The organism is Flavobacterium hydrocarbonoxydans, assembly GCF_009789235.1.
GTDB classification, from domain to species: Bacteria; Bacteroidota; Bacteroidia; order Flavobacteriales; family Flavobacteriaceae; genus Flavobacterium; species Flavobacterium hydrocarbonoxydans.
Genome location: NZ_WSTB01000012.1, coordinates 1 through 15984 on the forward strand (window position 1 = coordinate 1; position 15984 = coordinate 15984).

General features: G+C 31.2%; 19 protein-coding genes. 6 read left to right on the plus strand and 13 right to left on the minus strand.

The genetic code is table 11. The features are described from left to right. Positions 1-157: 157 nt before the first annotated feature. Positions 158-1387, minus strand: a complete 1230-nt coding sequence (locus tag GON26_RS17925) for a multidrug effflux MFS transporter (protein WP_160376149.1) — start codon at positions 1385-1387, stop codon at positions 158-160. A 228-nt stretch (positions 1388-1615) separates the two neighbouring features. Here GON26_RS17925 and GON26_RS17930 point away from each other — a divergent pair, with 228 nt between their 5' ends. Continuing rightward, positions 1616-2032 (plus strand): hypothetical protein, encoded by a 417-nt coding sequence (locus tag GON26_RS17930; protein WP_160376150.1) that lies wholly within the window; start codon positions 1616-1618, stop codon positions 2030-2032. 88 nt (positions 2033-2120) lie between these two features. Next, the gene (locus tag GON26_RS17935) at positions 2121-2501 is read left to right on the plus strand and encodes a hypothetical protein (protein ID WP_160376151.1); all 381 of its coding nucleotides are present in this window, start codon (positions 2121-2123) and stop codon (positions 2499-2501) included. Positions 2502-2735: 234 nt separating this feature from the next. Here GON26_RS17935 and GON26_RS17940 read toward each other — a convergent pair whose 3' ends face one another. After that, positions 2736-3179 (minus strand): hypothetical protein, encoded by a 444-nt coding sequence (locus GON26_RS17940; protein WP_160376152.1) that lies wholly within the window; start codon positions 3177-3179, stop codon positions 2736-2738. 148 nt (positions 3180-3327) lie between these two features. On the opposite strand from GON26_RS17940, the gene GON26_RS17945 reads away from it, so the two are divergent. After that, positions 3328-3864: a hypothetical protein gene (locus tag GON26_RS17945; RefSeq protein ID WP_160376153.1), complete on the plus strand. Its 537-nt coding sequence runs from the start codon at positions 3328-3330 to the stop codon at positions 3862-3864. 236 nt (positions 3865-4100) lie between these two features. Here the strand turns inward: GON26_RS17945 and GON26_RS17950 are convergent, their stop codons facing one another. From GON26_RS17950 to GON26_RS17995, 10 genes are all read right to left on the minus strand, one after another. Continuing rightward, on the minus strand, positions 4101-4955 hold the full coding sequence (locus GON26_RS17950; protein ID WP_160376154.1) for a hypothetical protein: 855 nt from the start codon (positions 4953-4955) through the stop codon (positions 4101-4103). A gap of 5 nt (positions 4956-4960) precedes the next feature. Beyond that, positions 4961-5482: a hypothetical protein gene (locus tag GON26_RS17955; protein ID WP_160376155.1), complete on the minus strand. Its 522-nt coding sequence runs from the start codon at positions 5480-5482 to the stop codon at positions 4961-4963. Between the two features lie 158 nt (positions 5483-5640). After that, positions 5641-6186 carry a hypothetical protein gene (locus GON26_RS17960; protein ID WP_160376156.1) on the minus strand — a complete coding sequence of 182 codons (546 nt, stop codon included), beginning with the start codon at positions 6184-6186 and terminating at the stop codon, positions 5641-5643. Continuing rightward, a complete protein-coding gene (locus GON26_RS17965; protein WP_160376157.1) occupies positions 6179-6355 on the minus strand; it encodes a hypothetical protein in 177 nt (58 codons plus the stop codon). The genes GON26_RS17960 and GON26_RS17965 overlap by 8 nt, the downstream gene beginning before the upstream one ends. Before the next feature lie 103 nt (positions 6356-6458). Then, entirely contained in the window at positions 6459-6857 is a 399-nt protein-coding gene (locus GON26_RS17970; RefSeq protein ID WP_110835154.1) for a hypothetical protein, read from the minus strand. 114 nt (positions 6858-6971) lie between these two features. Then, the gene (locus tag GON26_RS17975) at positions 6972-7478 is read right to left on the minus strand and encodes a hypothetical protein (RefSeq protein ID WP_160376158.1); all 507 of its coding nucleotides are present in this window, start codon (positions 7476-7478) and stop codon (positions 6972-6974) included. A 3-nt stretch (positions 7479-7481) separates the two neighbouring features. Beyond that, a complete protein-coding gene (locus tag GON26_RS17980; RefSeq protein WP_160376159.1) occupies positions 7482-8201 on the minus strand; it encodes a hypothetical protein in 720 nt (239 codons plus the stop codon). 110 nt (positions 8202-8311) lie between these two features. Next, positions 8312-8482 (minus strand): hypothetical protein, encoded by a 171-nt coding sequence (locus tag GON26_RS17985; protein WP_158283862.1) that lies wholly within the window; start codon positions 8480-8482, stop codon positions 8312-8314. Positions 8483-8485: 3 nt separating this feature from the next. Further along, a complete protein-coding gene (locus tag GON26_RS17990; protein WP_160376160.1) occupies positions 8486-9679 on the minus strand; it encodes a replication initiation factor domain-containing protein in 1194 nt (397 codons plus the stop codon). Positions 9680-9762: 83 nt separating this feature from the next. Continuing rightward, the gene (locus tag GON26_RS17995; protein ID WP_160376161.1) at positions 9763-10089 is read right to left on the minus strand and encodes a hypothetical protein; all 327 of its coding nucleotides are present in this window, start codon (positions 10087-10089) and stop codon (positions 9763-9765) included. A 614-nt stretch (positions 10090-10703) separates the two neighbouring features. Between GON26_RS17995 and GON26_RS18000 the strand changes: the two genes are divergently transcribed. Then, positions 10704-12620, plus strand: coding sequence for a DUF294 nucleotidyltransferase-like domain-containing protein (locus tag GON26_RS18000; RefSeq protein ID WP_160376162.1), 1917 nt, complete (start codon positions 10704-10706; stop codon positions 12618-12620). A 2-nt stretch (positions 12621-12622) separates the two neighbouring features. After that, a complete protein-coding gene (locus GON26_RS18005; protein WP_160376163.1) occupies positions 12623-13219 on the plus strand; it encodes a 3'-5' exonuclease in 597 nt (198 codons plus the stop codon). A gap of 66 nt (positions 13220-13285) precedes the next feature. Here GON26_RS18005 and GON26_RS18010 read toward each other — a convergent pair whose 3' ends face one another. Further along, complete coding sequence (locus GON26_RS18010) at positions 13286-14455, minus strand: proline dehydrogenase family protein (RefSeq protein ID WP_160376164.1); 1170 nt, start codon at positions 14453-14455, stop codon at positions 13286-13288. A 246-nt stretch (positions 14456-14701) separates the two neighbouring features. Between GON26_RS18010 and aroB the strand changes: the two genes are divergently transcribed. Further along, positions 14702-15769, plus strand: a complete 1068-nt coding sequence (aroB, locus tag GON26_RS18015; RefSeq protein ID WP_160376165.1) for a 3-dehydroquinate synthase — start codon at positions 14702-14704, stop codon at positions 15767-15769. Positions 15770-15984 lie beyond the last annotated feature (215 nt).

Below are 15984 nucleotides of genomic sequence, written 5' to 3' on the forward strand. Positions count from 1 at the left end.
GAACTTTGAACTTTGAACTTTGAACTTTGAACTTTGAACTTTGAACTTTGAACTTTGAACTTTGAACTTTGAACTTTGAACTTTGAACTTTGAACTTTGAACTTTGAACTTTGAACTTTGAACTTTGAACTTTGGACTTTGGACTTTGAAATTCCCCTTAATGTCCTATAACAGTCTTATCATCTCCAGAAATTACTATTTTTTCTTTGATGAAACGTTTTCCAATATTCAAAACAATAAATGCAATGATAGTGGTAGCGGTCATAATAACCACCATTGGCACAACCGAATCATGCACAAAAATTCCAACCGCAAACGAAGCCAAAGCTCCCAATCCAAGCTGAATTGCACCCATCAAAGCCGATGCGCTTCCTGCATTTTTAGCAAATGGCGCCATTGTTAGCCCGGCAGTATTAGGATTCGAAATCCCTAAACAGGCCAAGAATAAAAATAACATGGCAATAGTTTCATACAATCCTAAAAGATTATTTAAAGCCAGAATCAGAAAAATTAAACTAATTACAGATTGCGAAATCAAAGCGCCGAAAATCATCTGTTCGCTTGAAAATTTCTTCAATAAAACAGAATTTAATTGACTCGACCCAATAAAACTCACCGACATAAAAGCAAAAATCCATCCGTAGGTCTTAGCATCCACGTGATAAATATCCATAAAAATGATAGGTGAGGCCGCAACGTAAGTAAATAGACCCGAAAAAGCGATAGAACCGGTAAAAGCATACGTAAAAAACTGTGGTTCTTTAAGTACTTTTAAAAAGTTAGCAATGATTGGTTTAGGTTTTAATGAAATGGAGGTATCTGGTTTGTAGCTATTTGGTAATCCGATTTGTGATGCAGCCAGAATAGCTATTCCCATAAACATTAATATAAGGAATACCGTATGCCAACCGTAATCTTCGGTAACATAACCACCAATCGTTGGCGCTAACATCGGCGAAAGCCCTAAAACAAGCATTAATAATGAAAATACTTTTGGAATATCCTTTACAGGAAATAAATCACGAACCATCGCTACCGAAGCCACTGTAGCGGCACAACTTCCAACAGCCTGAACAAAACGCAACGCAATAAACGTATCGATATCGGCTACATAAACACAACCTAAAGAAGCTAAAATATAGACTAACAAACCAATAAATAAAGGTTTTTTTCGTCCAAAACGATCCAATAAAGGCCCGTAAAGCAATTGTCCGGCTGAAATTCCGATGAAATAACTTGATAAACTCATAGAAACTTTAGCAACTGTAGTGTTTAAATCCTTTGCAATACCTGAAAAACCAGGTAAATACATGTCGATTGAAAAGGGCCCAAGGGCAGTTAAAGAACCTAGAATAAGTATAAGTGTAACGTATCTTTTTGTTGTCATTATCTCAGAAATTGCTTTTAATTCCGGCAAAGGTAAATATTTACTGGGGTTTATAAACAAGTATTTCCATTTATACGAAAAGTGGTTATTATATAATTTTTTTAGAAGGTTATGAAAATGATGAGCACTACTAACTAACTACCTTTGGAACAATAATATTCCATTGAAAAAAGATATTATTGAAGTTTCAAAATGTTTGAAACGAATAACAACCTAACAATATAAATTATGAAAAAGTACATTTTATTTTTAACGCTAGTTTTTAGCAGCGTATCATTTGCACAAACCATTACCACCAAAATCGAAGACGTAAGTATCAGTCAGTTTGAGCTACTAAAAAAAGTGAATGAATTTTATCCGGACATCACACTAAACAAACAAGTTACCAATTTTTATGCTGATGATAAGATAATCGACTCGCAGCAGGAATTTGATTTAAGAGGTACTAATTTTTCAAAATACAGATTAGGAATTGAGCCAGACAACAAAAAAGTTGTTTTTGAATATACTACAAAAGACGGTATAGTAGTTTATGGAGATATTACATATTTTAATGGTAATGTTTTGAGAACAACATTTAATAAAAACACAAACGAAATTGAAGTTTCACTTAATGGTAAAGCTGTTTATCTTAAAAAAGGATAAAACATTTAACTATTAATATTTTAAAAGCACCCATTATGCGGTGCTTTTTTATTTTATATTTGGTTCCGTTTTAAACTCTCATTTAATCATGAAAAAATTCCTGTTCATTTTATTGATTTTCGTTTCGTTTTCATCATTTTCACAAACAAATCCGTTTACCGGAACCTGGAGCAATGAAAATTGTAAATCCTGCAGCAAAAAATATATTTTGATTATGAATATAGCGCAGTCATTTGGAAAAGTTTATGGTTCTGCCGAAGTTATAAATTCTGATCCTAAACTAAGCACCGGATCATTAGAAATTACCGGATATATTAAAGAAGACAAAGCTTACATTAAATTAAAATCTGAAAATGAAATCTCATCCAATGCAATTCTGATAGTAAACGAAGACCAACTACAATTTGATAAAAGAAACGGATCAGATTTAATTCCGAAAGAAGTGATTCTGGAGAAGCTTTATGAATGATATGATTCTTTGTGTACTGAATGAAGCTTGAATAACGTACTATTTGAGTTTTTTTTAGCTATTACAAATTGAACTATAATTTATAGTATGGTTTGCAGTATGTCCAAGAAGATGTTAACAACTTTATTAACAGCATTTTTAACCCCTATTTTGCAGAAATCTAAAGGTATAAAAAAAATACGGACATAAAAAAACCCCGTTTTATTGGGGTTCATTTATTGTTTTTTATTTCAGTTATTTTATTTCATTCAATAATTTTCCATCTACATAATATTGAATAACTCTCGTTTTATCTTTTAACTTATATAAGGTTCGAACAACAGAACCCGCAAAAAGTCGAATATCTCCAGATACGAAAGTTCCATCTTTTAATTTATAAAAGTAATCTAAGGAAGTATTTGATTTACTAATTGACACTTTGTAAGCATCACAATCTTTTGGCGTTTCATAAAGAAAATCAGTAGTTAATATTTCCTGAACTTTTAAATTATTGACAATATTATTTGTCACCTGCCTACTGACAAGTATGTCAGGATAGAACTGATTCACTTTTTTAATAAAATCATATTGGTCAAAAGAAACAACTTCTGTTTTTTCTATATATAATTTCATGTCAGCATCTTGACAATAAACAGCAGACGAACACATTATAATAAGTAATAAAGTAATTTTTTTCATGCGGTTTTGTTTGTGAGTTTATAATTACTAAAGATTTCCAAATATAGTGCCAATAATTTTAATTTCACTTTGTCAATTGCTATAAAAGAATAAATAATTATAATAAAAAAAATACTACTTTAGTCAAAAAACTAAACAACCGCAAAAGATGAAAACAAAATTACTTGCATTAATTTTATTGTTAATCGGATTTAATTCACATTCACAAGAAAAGAAACTAGAAAAGGGTGTCTGCAAAATTGAACACAAATGTTACACTACGTATCAATATGATGACTTTGATGATATCTGGACTTATAGCGTTGGCTTTTACGAAACCATGCTAGCAAAAAATGGATTAACATACATAATAACAAAATATGTTGAAAACAAAACAGATAAAAAGCTTATTCTATTGAGTTTCATAGGAAATATGGAAGGATGCAGATCTAAAAATTCTTATGTTCATATACAGTTTAAAAATGGTGAGAAATTAAAAATTGATGGTTACGATACAGAAATAAAATGCGGAACCACGGTTTTAACGGTTGATATAACTGAACAAATAAGCCTACTTGAAAAAGAACCAATTGACAAAATAAGAATTAGTATTGATGGAAATGATGACTTTGTAGTTACAGAAAAAGGACAAACTAAGTTTTTCAATAATTTAAAATGTATCGATGCTTTAGACCTACGTAAGTAAAAAAACAAGCCTTTGTAAATTAATACAAAGGCTTGTCTATTATATAATCATTACAGTATTGTCTAGAAATATAATTACCCGTTTTTCGATTATAAATATTAATGTAGTGATAATCAAACCCGACATTTTTACACCAATTATGTAGATAAAATATTGATTTGCAAAACTCAATCTTTATAGGTCTTATACTTTTATCTTTATTAAAGATTGTACAGCTGTATGGCGTTGGAGTAGTATTAGCCATAAATATTACTGATTTGCAACTCTATTCCATAAAGAAGGTTCTTAATCTTAAAACCTCCGTTTACACAAACAAACGTCGAAATATCAAATTCTCCTTTTTTAATAATACTCGTACCGGCTTCAATATAATTCACATAAGACCAAAATTCATTAGTTCTTATATCTGTAAATATAAAAACGCTAAGACCATACGGATAAGGATTAACAGTGGTCATTTTTACATAAAAATCTCCAAACTGAACAATACTACCGTTATTCTGAACAGGAAAAGACGTAACCAAATCATAGCCGTTTCTAATGTAATTTGGGTTTTCTCCTTGAAATTCTAAAGTATCAATATGAGTTCCATTTTTATAGGTATCGTAAAACGCCGTGTAAAATTTATTATCCGATTGAATTGTTCCCAACTTAATCAAAGAATAAACTCTTGTATCATAAGCGTAACCAGAACCTTGTGAAAATCTACCATCTAATCTAAATTGCGGTAATTTATATTCTTTCAAATATCTTAACGGCTTCTTTTGAAAGTCATTAAAATTTGAAACTTCTACACCTGACGCAGTAGTTGCAAATGGAATTCTAAGAAACATTTCTGTGAAAGCTGTTGCAAAATAATTTTCGGGAATAACATTTAAATCTACATTCCCTAAATCATTAATTACAGAAAGCATAGGCAGACTATCATAATCAACAAAAGAAACACCATTAACACGTTTATTGTCCTTAAAAACCGCTACTATAAAAAACGGTGTTTGAATGTTATTGACCGCATAACCATATTCATCGTAATACGGAAGCTCCTTTACTTTTACAGAGTATGTATCATCAATGTATTGTATATAATCCATATTTTTTAATTAAATAAAGGAGCTTTTTTCAAGTCCGAGGTTGATAAATATTTTTTTAAATCTGCTTTTAAATCACGTCTAGTAATAACATAATAACAGCCAATTACTAACGGAACAGTTGAAGCCTGTTTTACTTTAAGTAACTCGTTAATTGTTTCTTTTTCATTTTCAAAATTCGAAAAAGGTTCAGTTATCCAAGTGTACCAAGGCGCATCTTTTGTTTGCTTATTTGTTCCTAACCATACAGCTAAAGACTCTGCTATGTTGTGAACTTCTTTACGAGGTGTAATTTTGTTCAATTCAATTTCTTTAGTCATTGGATTCGAAACCGCAATTTTCAAATCTTTTTCTGCATCTTCCAAAGCTTTTTCCTCAGCATCTTGTGTGAATTTAGCATACCATTTTTTAAATAATGGATAACACACAATGATACCAACAACCAAAAGCCAGTATTTTTGCAAAAAATCAAAGAGCCAAACTGTGTTGGCTTGGCTCTTCGTTCTGTTTACTATCTCTCTTTGAGCCATAATTATTTTTTCTTGAATAATTTATAAGCTAAAAAACCTGCCAAAGCAACTAATACAACATTTGAAATAGTCTTATTGCTTGCGTAAAAAAGTTTGATTTTATCTAACATCTTGTTTAAATTTTTGAATTAATAATTTTTATCTTTTTGAGCGTTTGTTTAGACTGTAACGCTGTAAACAGTATAAAAAAAAAGTAGTACAGGAATAATCAAATAATTGAATTTGAATCTCTTTTGAGCCGTTACAGTAATACCTGAAAGGTTGTAATCTCCCATAATGTCAATAGCATCCTGAATGTCGGAATCGTAAATTAAATTATGATTAGGAGCACATTCGTGTTTGATGATTGCTCTCGCAATAATTAAGTAAAACTTAGCATCAACAATTTTGATAGTTTGGTCAGGATCTAAACCGACAGCCTTAGAAATAACGTCAATGTACTTTTGAGTATCATTTTCAGATGGAGGTGCATATTCAGTTATCAACTTTCTTACTGTATTTTTGCCCTTGTCAATGTCATTTGTCAAATCCCTGAGCATTGCACGAATACCAAATTTTACATCTGTAAATTGTTCAAACTCTTTATCTGTGTTTTGCTTATTTGGAATTTTACCCTGCCAAGCAATATTTGTCAAACGTAAGTTGCCCGGATTGTTGTTGCGAATTCCTCTCGTTAAATCTTTTCGACCTAAAAAACTACTCATTTTCTTGTGCAATTTGTGGATTAGCAGATGTTTGAGGTTCATCTTTTCCAAAATCAAGTTTACTTAATTCGTCAGATACAACCTGAATACCTTTTAAAATTGCAGTTACAACCGCACCATATTTTACGATAATACCAATTATCGAAACAATTCCTTTTAAATTTTTCATGCCTTATTTTGTTTTAATTGTTTTCTTTTTTCTAAATACTCTTTAAGTAAATCAACACCTTCATGTAAAATCAGAGGAAGGAATTTTAATAGTACCTTAAACATTAGTTCGAACGAATAAATGTCCCTGCATAACCTCCGTTTTTCGCACGTGGATTAATTACAAAAGCCATACTGTCAATTACAACCTTACCACCGTTTTTTTGCATTGTTCCCCAATGAAATGATTGAACGCCTGTTTTAGTGTTTGTAAAAGTGCATGCTACAGAGCCAAACCAACCTTTATCAGATAGATTTGATTTAGTTGTTGTTACACACTTAATTGCTATCAATTCTCCTTTTGACAATCTCCAACCCGTTGTTAAATGTTGTTCAACACCTTTATTAGGACCCGAAACAGGGGTATAGGTTGTGTTTTTAGCACCTGAATGCTTAACTTTTTGTTGATTGTTATTGTTATTATTCTGATTATTAGAATTATAACTCTTTTTATTTTGTGCCATTATTTTATAATGTGTTTAATTATTAATATGATTTCAGCCAATTTTTTTACTATGATTACTGCCGAATCTATCAGAAATACTATAAGATAGATTCGATAGTAATTTTTCGGCTTGTTATCTCTTTCTAGCAACTCTCTTACCTGAATTGTTGCGATCACGTCTTATAAACCAAATCAATGCAATAAGACCAGCGACCGCCCCAATAACAATTTTCCAATTTCTTTCAAACCATACTTTTATAGTTGAACTTACAACAGTAGCACCAACCTGACCACTACCTTTAACAACGCCTGCACTCAAACCATCATTGACACCATTTACAACAGCTTCACCAAAAATATTAGCACCCGCACCTGCGACAGCACCAACAGTTTTAGCAGTACTTTGATTTAAAGCCTGAGTTTGCGCATTCCAATAATCAGCTTCTGCCTGTTTTCCTTGCGCTTCTGCTTCTTTAGCAAGTTTTTTTGCTTCGACAGCATCAGTTACTTTTCCAATTACTGTTTGAGCAATTCCACCAACGCCTGGCACAAAACCAACGGCAGTAGTCGCAACTTTTACCAAGTTTTTAAACGAGACATTTTTCTTAATGGATTGACCAATTTTTTTAAAGAATCCCATATTTTACACAGTTTTTAAACATCTTACGACGAAGTTAATAATCGAGCCTTGCGACTTGTTGATCTCAATACCAACAACAGCCACTAAAGGCAAGGTTAATCTATCCGTTAAACCTTGAAGCACTTTTCCGTCTGCAAGAACTGCTTGAATTGGGTCAATATCACGGCTTAAAGTTTGCAGTTCAAAAGGAAGATATTTAACTACCTGACCATTTGAATACTGATAAGACAAATCACTAACTGACTCGTCAACAGTCATAACCGCCAAATCAAACCCCTGAACATCAATTTTTTTATTGAATTCCTCAGAAGCAACAGATTTTTGTTCAAAGAAGAATAAATTGTTTGTTTGCTGTGGCTCTTCAATTCCGTGTAAATCGTAGCGTTTACCTGCAATTAAATCTTCAAGAGTAATTTTAATACTCTCTTTATCTGCAAGATAAATTGAACCTTCGTCTGCCAATTCACATAATGCAATCAAAGCATTATCTTCATCGGATTGTGTATTTTCAGTTCCGTAGGTACTTGCTAAAATGAAATCTTTAAGCAAAACTTTATTTGCTAAAATGACATTCGAACCATTTCCACGTTCAATGTAAATACTAATTTTTTCAGTAGTTAAACCTGATAAAGGCAAATCACTTGAAAGAATCAAAGCACCGATTGCTTTTGTTACTTGTAATTCTGGCGATTTTGTAACGCCTGTAATAGTTGCAATTTTCATTTGTTATTAATTTTAATTGTTTAATTTCTTTCACAAAGGTTATTGCAACTATTATTTGACGTTTTCCAATTCTTTCTATTCCTTTCTATTTTTTTCTAATTTTTACCATTTTAAGAAAGAATTTTGTACTCAATTAAATCTGAAATCATTAAATATTTTCTTTTTAGCGCAAGGCTATCTAAAATAGTTTGATACTCTTTTCTTGCAGTTGGATAACTAACTTCAAGAAGGTGCATTAATTGAGTTTTTGTGACTTTTTGGCTTGTATTCTGTGTTTTCATGGCTTATAAAAATAAAAGTTGATGTTCGTGAAATAATTCAGAATCAAAATCATTTACTAATTTTTCCTTTGTTCTAAATTCATGCAGATAGAAATGTAATTTGTTTTGAAACCAAACTAAAAGTTGATTTTCAGTAATCATGTCCATATCTTGAAGTAAAAGATTTAGAGCAACGATATAGGATATATCCTGATTGTTAGCGTAATATTCTCTAAATAGAGATTTTGCAAGACGTTTTTTAATGGTCGTTGAAGAAAGAACAACTTTCTTTAAGCGTTTAATTATAGGATTGAATTTTGTAATTTGTGATTGTAAAAAATCAAAATCAAACAGAGTAATAAGTTTCTCTTTATTAATTTGACTTTTACCAGTATTCTCACGAAGTTCAAAAAAACCTTTATTTGCAATTTTCAATAACTCATAAAGATTTGCTTTATCAAAAATACCCCAAGTCATTGTCTGACTGACATTTATGTCTGTTTTGGAATATTCGTTTAAACCTCTGAAAAACGCAGAGTTTAACTGATATTCAAAACGCCAAACATTGTCATTTTTCAAACCATTATTCGCATAATATTCATTTATATACGGTTTTTCAGTTAACTGCAATGACAGCGTTTTGTTGTAACATCTTATTATTTTATCGGATGTTCTTTTGCCAATTTGGAAGCCGTTAAGTATGGATTTTCCTTTGTAGGTTTCAAAATAGCTTTGTAAATTTTTCGGACGCCCCGAAATAAGGTAGTTACCTGCAACAACATTACTATATAAATTACGGTAAGAATTGTTGATATCAGACTTATCAAGGCATATATCGAGTCTATTAACTGACTTAAATAAATAGTTCGTTTCATCGCAAAAAGCGTTTATGATACCTCTTAAGGCATCGTTAGACAATGTGTAAAATAGGTTGTTTTCAATTTGAAGCTGTGCAAATTGTTCGTTCATGATAACAGAACGAGGTTTTGCGGTATAAATACCAATTTTTAAATCTTCATAATATAAGTCTGCTCTTAATTCAAATATTTTAGTTCCGTATTCGTAAGGTTTCAAACGAAATTTTGAATGTTCGGGAAATTCTCCAAACGGCTGACCCTCGAGATTAATAATTAAGTAGTCAATATTTATAAGAGTAGGTTTTAAATTGTTGTTTTTAAATTTAGTCTGGGCTTGATGCCTTTCTTTATATGAAATCATAGTTTTTTAGTAGGTTTGAGTGAGTTAGTTGCCGTTATACCCTACGGCAACTATTAAAAAATCGAAAGGGGAGTAGCAAAAAATTAATTTTCTAAATTTTGCCACAGCGAATAATGATTTTTGGGTAAATCGTTTATTGTAAATTCCTTTTTCGAAACAGCTTCAGTTATTTTCTTTTCGATTTCAAAAAATTTGTTTTTATAATTTGAAATTTGAGAATTAAAAAAAACATTTATCTGCTGACCAATTTTTGTGATCTCTCTAATAGTAAAATCATGCTGATGTTTTAGACCAAGCAAATCGACAGTTTCTACAGGATTTTTTGAATACTCGTTTAAATCATGATTTAAACCAGCTAATTCCAAGAGTAAATTTTCTCGTTTTTGGATTAAAAGTATAATTGTAGACATATATTAAGGTGTTAAAAGATTATGTTTAAGAAGTTTTGAAATAAGTGTTTTCTGAGAATTGCAATAAAAAATAAATTCGTGAACACAAAAAGATTGAGTTACTATAAAGCAATCCGTACAAACTCGAATTGTAATTCCTATATTTGAACCACGGATTCTTAGAAATAATGTTTTAAACTTTAAATGAGAGGTTTTGCAAAATGGACGCATTTTTTTCAAAAATGTTTTTGCATTGAAATTTGTGTGACGCATCTTGTTTAATTCTACAAGTAATAGAGTGTAATTCTCTAAAGAAGATCGTTTTAAGGCCATGTGGTAATTGTTAATTAGTTATACCACAAATGAACTATAATTTATATTATGTAAAATAGCATTTTTCAACATACTCTTGTATTATTCAATTTAAAACAACAATTTCTAAGCTTATAAGTTTTAGCATTGTTAATGCTTATACTGTAATGATAGAATTAGTTATTAATAATTCAAAATTCATAAGCTTTCTAGTTTAAATTTTCTATTTCTTTAAAATATTTACATTTGTAGTTAAGGTTTTCATTGTAAGAGTTTATTTTATTATTTTTACATTCGATACCTTAAAAAATATCAAAAAACGTATGAATACTATTGCTGAGCATATTGCAGATTTTTTAAAAGAATACCCGCCATTTAATAACTTATCATTTCATGAGTTGTCAGATATTGCTACAAATATTCGTGTTTTAAATTTAGAAAAACATAGTGTTTTATTTCAAATTAATGACGTTTTACATGATAGTTTTTATGTTGTTGCCAATGGGACAATCAATCTTACTACTATTGCAGATGCTGAGGAAACGATATTGAATAAATGTCATGAAGGCGATATTTTTGGTTTAAGACCTTTTTTTGCTAAGAATAATTATATGATGACGGCAAAAGCACGTGAAGAAAGTATTGTTTATGCCATTCCGATTGCTGTTTTCAGACCTTTCGTAGCTAACAATTCGGATGTGTTAAATTTTTTACTGGAAAGTTTTGCTGTTAATTCAAGACACACTAAAGATACTGTTAATCAAGGAAGTAAATTGATTTCGGATACAGGATATTATAATGACCAACAGACTGAAATGCAATATATTCAGACTTTAACGTATAATAACTCTCCTCTAACGACTGATCAAAACAGCATTGTCAAAGACGTAGCCATTTTAATGACCGAAGCTATGGTCGATAATGTGGTGGTGTGCGAAAAGAACAATCCGATTGGTATTGTCACAGAAGCAGATTTAGCTTCAAAAATCGCAACAGGACGTTATCCGATAACCGAAACTATTGATAAAATAATGTCATCGCCGGTGGTTACTGTTATTGAAAATGTATCATTAGCAGAAGCTCAGTTGTTGATGCTGAAGCATAATGTTACCCATTTATGCGTAACTAAAGACGGTACAAGCAAATCTGTTGTAAAAGGAATTATCTCTGAACATGATTTAATTGTGGCACAAGCGAGTAATCCTGGTGTATTAATCAAAGAGATTAAACGCTCACAGCTTCCAAAAGATTTAAAACAAATTAGAGATCGCTTATCCGACCTGATTCAAAATTCGATTCAAAAAAACATTCCGATTTCACATATCAGTAATATTGTGAGCGAAATTAATTTAGCAATCATAAAACGTGCGGTAGAGTTGTCCATTTTAGATTTAGGCTCTCCTCCTGCCCGTTTTGCTTGGTTAAGTATTGGTAGTCAGGGTCGAAAAGAACAACTTTTACTCACAGATCAGGATAGTATTTTAATTTTCGAAGATGTAACTTCAGAAAAATACAGAGATGTAAAAGACTATTTTTTAAGACTTGCAAAAAGAACAACTTCAATCCTTGAAAAAGTAGGTTATGATTATTGCCCAAATGGCCACATGGCAAGTAATATGCTTTGGTGTAAATCATTGACTGACTGGACAAAACAATACAATAGCTGGATGAATACTCCAGGTGAAAACAGCAATGATTTGAGCAGTATCTTTTTTGATTATGAAATCGCATTTGGAGAACCTAAAATCGAAGAAGCAATAGAAGGTGTGATATTCAAAAACGCCACTAACAATACTTTGTTTTTTGACTTTTTAGGAAATGATGCCTTGAAAAAGAATTCGCCTTTGAGTTTCTTTAAGAAATTTATTATTGAAGAAGAAGGTCCTCACAAAGGTAAATTTGATATCAAAACACGAGCTTTAATGCCTTTGATAGATTCTGCCCGATTATTAATTTTAAGTTCAAACATTAAAGGTATCAAAAATACCTATTTGAGATTCAAGCAATTAGCAATTACAGATTCTAAAAATGCAGAAATTTATTTAAGCTGTGCAGAAGCATTCTTAACCTTGTCAAAATTTAGAACACTGGAAGGATTAAAAAATGATGATTCAGGAGAATTTATCAATATAAGAGATTTAACAAAAACAGACCGGGAGAAGCTGAAAAATGCACTAACTCCAATGAAGGATCTTGAAGAATTGATAAAGAGTAAATTTCAACTTACCCAATTTTCATAAGTATGTTAGACTGGTTAAAAAACATAAATAAGGAACATCCCGATTTTTGGAAAAACTATTTGACCAAATTCGAAACGAAACCAAACAGATTTGTTGTGATTTCAACGGAAACTTCGGGTTTAAATCCTGAAAAAGACGTTATTTTATCGCTAGGCGCATTTGGAGTTGTGGATAACAATATTGTTATTAAAGATAGTTTCGAAGCAGTATTGCTGCAATATAAATTTTTGCATGATAATAATCTTTCAAACGAATTTATAGTAGAAAGCAAAATGCTAAAACTGCTTGAAGAGGACGCGTTACAAGGTTTGATAGATTTTATTGGAAATGCCGTATTAGTTGGGCATCACATTAATTTTGATATCGAAATGATCAATGCCGGACTGGAACGATTAGATTGCGGAAGATTAAAAAATGAAGCCCTTGATGTTGATATGATGTATCGAAAATTAAAAGACATCAACGACAAACAATTTTCATTAGACGATTTATCCGAAATTTATAAAATCCCAAAAAGCGACCGAAATTCCCCGTCTGAAGATGCTTATAGAATCGCTCTATTGTTTTTAAAATTAAAATCAAGATTAGGAATCAAATAAAAATACTGAATAATAAAAAAGCTCCAATTTTCATTGGAGCTTTTTTTGTTGAAAAAATAATAACTATTATTTTCCTTTTCTTCTCTTGCGTTCTGCTTTAATCATAGACAATTCGCGGCTTGTTTGCCCGGCTACAGAAGTATTTTCTTCAGCACGGCGAATCAAGTATGGCATCACGTCTTTTACAGGTCCAAATGGCAAATATTTAGCCACATTGTATCCGTTTTCAGCCAGGTTATAACTAATATTATCACTCATCCCGTATAATTGTCCAAACCAAAGTCTTGGGTCATTTTTTGCAATTCCTTTTGCCTGCATCATCTCCATCAATTTGTAAGAGCTCAATTCGTTGTGAGTTCCTGCAAAAATGGCCATAGTATCCAAATGTTCTAACATATAATGTACAGCAGCATCGTAATTTTCGTCGGTAGCTTCTTTAGAAACACAAATTGGCGAAACATAATTTTTCTCTTCAGCTCTTTTGTGCTCTTTTTCCATGTAAGCACCACGAACCAATTTCATTCCAATAAAGAATCCTTCATTTTTAGCTACTTCATGGAGTTTTTTCAAATAATCCAGACGATCCCAACGGTACATTTGTAATGTATTGAAAACAATCGCTTTCTCTTTATTATATTTTCGCATCATGTCAGTAACCAAATCATCAGCAGCATCCTGCATCCAGCTTTCTTCACCATCAATTAATAAGGCAACATCTTTTTTGTGTGCTTCATTACAAACATGATCAAAACGGGCCACTACTCTATCCCATTCTGCTTGTTCTGCTGGAGTTAACGTTTGTTTTTCTCCTAATTTTTCATACAATTCGAAGCGACCAAAACCTGTTGGTTTAAAAACTGCGAATGGAATTGCCAAACGCTCTTTAGCAAATTCTATCGTTTTTAATGTCATTTCTAAAGCAGCATCAAACTGCTCTTCTTCTTCTTTTCCTTCAACTGAATAGTCTAAAACAGATGAAACACCTTTAGTAAACATTTTGTCAACTACTGTAATACAATCATCTTCATTTACACCACCACAAAAATGGTCAAAAACAGTTGCGCGTATCAATCCTTCTACCGGAAGATTGGCTTTTATAGCAAAATTGGTAACGGCAGTTCCTATCCTTACTAAGGGTTGACTGTCAATCATTTTAAAAAGAAAATAAGCTCTATCAAGTTCTGTATCGCTTTTTAACGAAAATGCAACTTGGGTGTTGTCGAATATTTTTTCCATTAAGGTCAGTTTTTTGTGCAAATATAGGCAGAGTTTTGAATATTATTTACTAAATGATGTCATATTTTTTAATATCACTAATAAGATTGCTGTTAAAGTTAAATTATTAAGAAAGATTTTATCATTTATAAATTTTCACTTTGAAACTTATCTAGAATGATTCGTTTTTAAACAAATTTGAATGCAAATTTGAATATTATATAGTTAAAAATGCCTTATTTTGCGGTTTCAATTAACCAATGAATTATGCAATCTATTCAAGCCAATAATTATTTCGTTCATTTCAACCAAAATGCCTACGAAGCTTTAAATACACATTTAAAAGAAAATAAATATTCTAATTTGTTTATTATTGTTGATAATCAGACAAATGAACATTGTTTACCAAAGCTGTTACCTATTATTGAAACCGATTTAAATATTGAAATTATCGAGTTTGAAGCTGGCGAAGCCAATAAAAACATCGAAACCTGTATCGAAATTTGGAATGTTTTGACTGATTTGGGTGCCGATAGAAAATCGCTCGTTATCAATCTGGGAGGTGGTGTTGTGACGGATTTGGGTGCATTTGTGGCTTCAACTTTCAAACGAGGTGTTAATTTTATCAATATCCCAACTACTTTATTATCTATGGTAGATGCTTCTGTAGGAGGAAAAACGGGTGTTGATTTAGGAAATCTTAAAAACCAGATTGGTGTTTTTAATGTTCCTCAAATGGTTTTGATTGATACTCAATATTTAGAAACTCTTTCTCAGGCAGAAATGCGTTCTGGATTGGCAGAAATGCTAAAACATGGTTTGATTTATGATGCGCCTTATTGGAAACAGTTTTTAGATTTAAAATCAATTGATTACGCTGATTTTGATGAATTAATTTATCGTTCGGTTGAAATCAAAAACGAAATTGTAATTCAGGATCCAACAGAGAAAAATATCCGTAAAGCTTTGAATTTTGGACATACTCTAGGTCATGCTATCGAAAGTTATTTTTTAGAAAGCGAAACAAAAACAACTTTGTTACATGGTGAAGCGATTGCCATCGGAATGATTTTGGAAAGCTACATTTCATTACATAAAAATTTAATTTCTGAAGCAGAATATGCTGAAATCAAAACCGCAATTAAGGCTATTTATGAAGAGGTACAAATAGAAGAAAGCGACATAGAACCGATCATGGAATTGCTTATTCACGACAAAAAAAATGAGTTCGGAACCATTCAATTTGCGTTAATCGAAGGAATTGGGAAAATTAAAATTAACCAATTGGTTGAAAATAAATTGATTCTAAGCGCGTTTGAGGATTATAAATCTTAAACTTTTTTTAATAAAAAGCTTTGCTTTAGGTATAGATTATTTTTTACATTTGCCACGATGAAAACAAACAATAAACAAAGACATTTTAGTTCTTATAGAAATCGTCTCAACAGTTCTTTATTAAGGATGTTGAACCGTTTTTATAATAGTAAAAGTCCGTTTTGTTTTGATACTTTTCAATTTTCGAAGGCAGAACATGAAAAGTTACCTATTGT

Excerpts from the sequence above, each read along its gene's own strand:
- GON26_RS17980 (WP_160376159.1), bottom strand. The coding sequence starts at position 8,201 with ATGAAAATTGCAACTATTACAGGCGTTACAAAATCGCCAGAATTACAA.
- GON26_RS17925 (WP_160376149.1), bottom strand. The coding sequence starts at position 1,387 with ATGACAACAAAAAGATACGTTACACTTATACTTATTCTAGGTTCTTTA.
- GON26_RS17930 (WP_160376150.1), top strand. The coding sequence starts at position 1,616 with ATGAAAAAGTACATTTTATTTTTAACGCTAGTTTTTAGCAGCGTATCA.
- GON26_RS18005 (WP_160376163.1), top strand. The coding sequence starts at position 12,623 with ATGTTAGACTGGTTAAAAAACATAAATAAGGAACATCCCGATTTTTGG.
- GON26_RS17940 (WP_160376152.1), bottom strand. The coding sequence starts at position 3,179 with ATGAAAAAAATTACTTTATTACTTATTATAATGTGTTCGTCTGCTGTT.
- GON26_RS17935 (WP_160376151.1), top strand. The coding sequence starts at position 2,121 with ATGAAAAAATTCCTGTTCATTTTATTGATTTTCGTTTCGTTTTCATCA.
- GON26_RS18000 (WP_160376162.1), top strand. The coding sequence starts at position 10,704 with ATGAATACTATTGCTGAGCATATTGCAGATTTTTTAAAAGAATACCCG.
- GON26_RS17985 (WP_158283862.1), bottom strand. The coding sequence starts at position 8,482 with ATGAAAACACAGAATACAAGCCAAAAAGTCACAAAAACTCAATTAATG.
- GON26_RS17945 (WP_160376153.1), top strand. The coding sequence starts at position 3,328 with ATGAAAACAAAATTACTTGCATTAATTTTATTGTTAATCGGATTTAAT.
- GON26_RS17965 (WP_160376157.1), bottom strand. The coding sequence starts at position 6,355 with ATGAAAAATTTAAAAGGAATTGTTTCGATAATTGGTATTATCGTAAAA.
- aroB (WP_160376165.1), top strand. The coding sequence starts at position 14,702 with ATGCAATCTATTCAAGCCAATAATTATTTCGTTCATTTCAACCAAAAT.
- GON26_RS17990 (WP_160376160.1), bottom strand. The coding sequence starts at position 9,679 with ATGATTTCATATAAAGAAAGGCATCAAGCCCAGACTAAATTTAAAAAC.
- GON26_RS17955 (WP_160376155.1), bottom strand. The coding sequence starts at position 5,482 with ATGGCTCAAAGAGAGATAGTAAACAGAACGAAGAGCCAAGCCAACACA.
- GON26_RS18010 (WP_160376164.1), bottom strand. The coding sequence starts at position 14,455 with ATGGAAAAAATATTCGACAACACCCAAGTTGCATTTTCGTTAAAAAGC.
- GON26_RS17975 (WP_160376158.1), bottom strand. The coding sequence starts at position 7,478 with ATGGGATTCTTTAAAAAAATTGGTCAATCCATTAAGAAAAATGTCTCG.
- GON26_RS17950 (WP_160376154.1), bottom strand. The coding sequence starts at position 4,955 with ATGGATTATATACAATACATTGATGATACATACTCTGTAAAAGTAAAG.
- GON26_RS17995 (WP_160376161.1), bottom strand. The coding sequence starts at position 10,089 with ATGTCTACAATTATACTTTTAATCCAAAAACGAGAAAATTTACTCTTG.
- GON26_RS17960 (WP_160376156.1), bottom strand. The coding sequence starts at position 6,186 with ATGAGTAGTTTTTTAGGTCGAAAAGATTTAACGAGAGGAATTCGCAAC.
- GON26_RS17970 (WP_110835154.1), bottom strand. The coding sequence starts at position 6,857 with ATGGCACAAAATAAAAAGAGTTATAATTCTAATAATCAGAATAATAAC.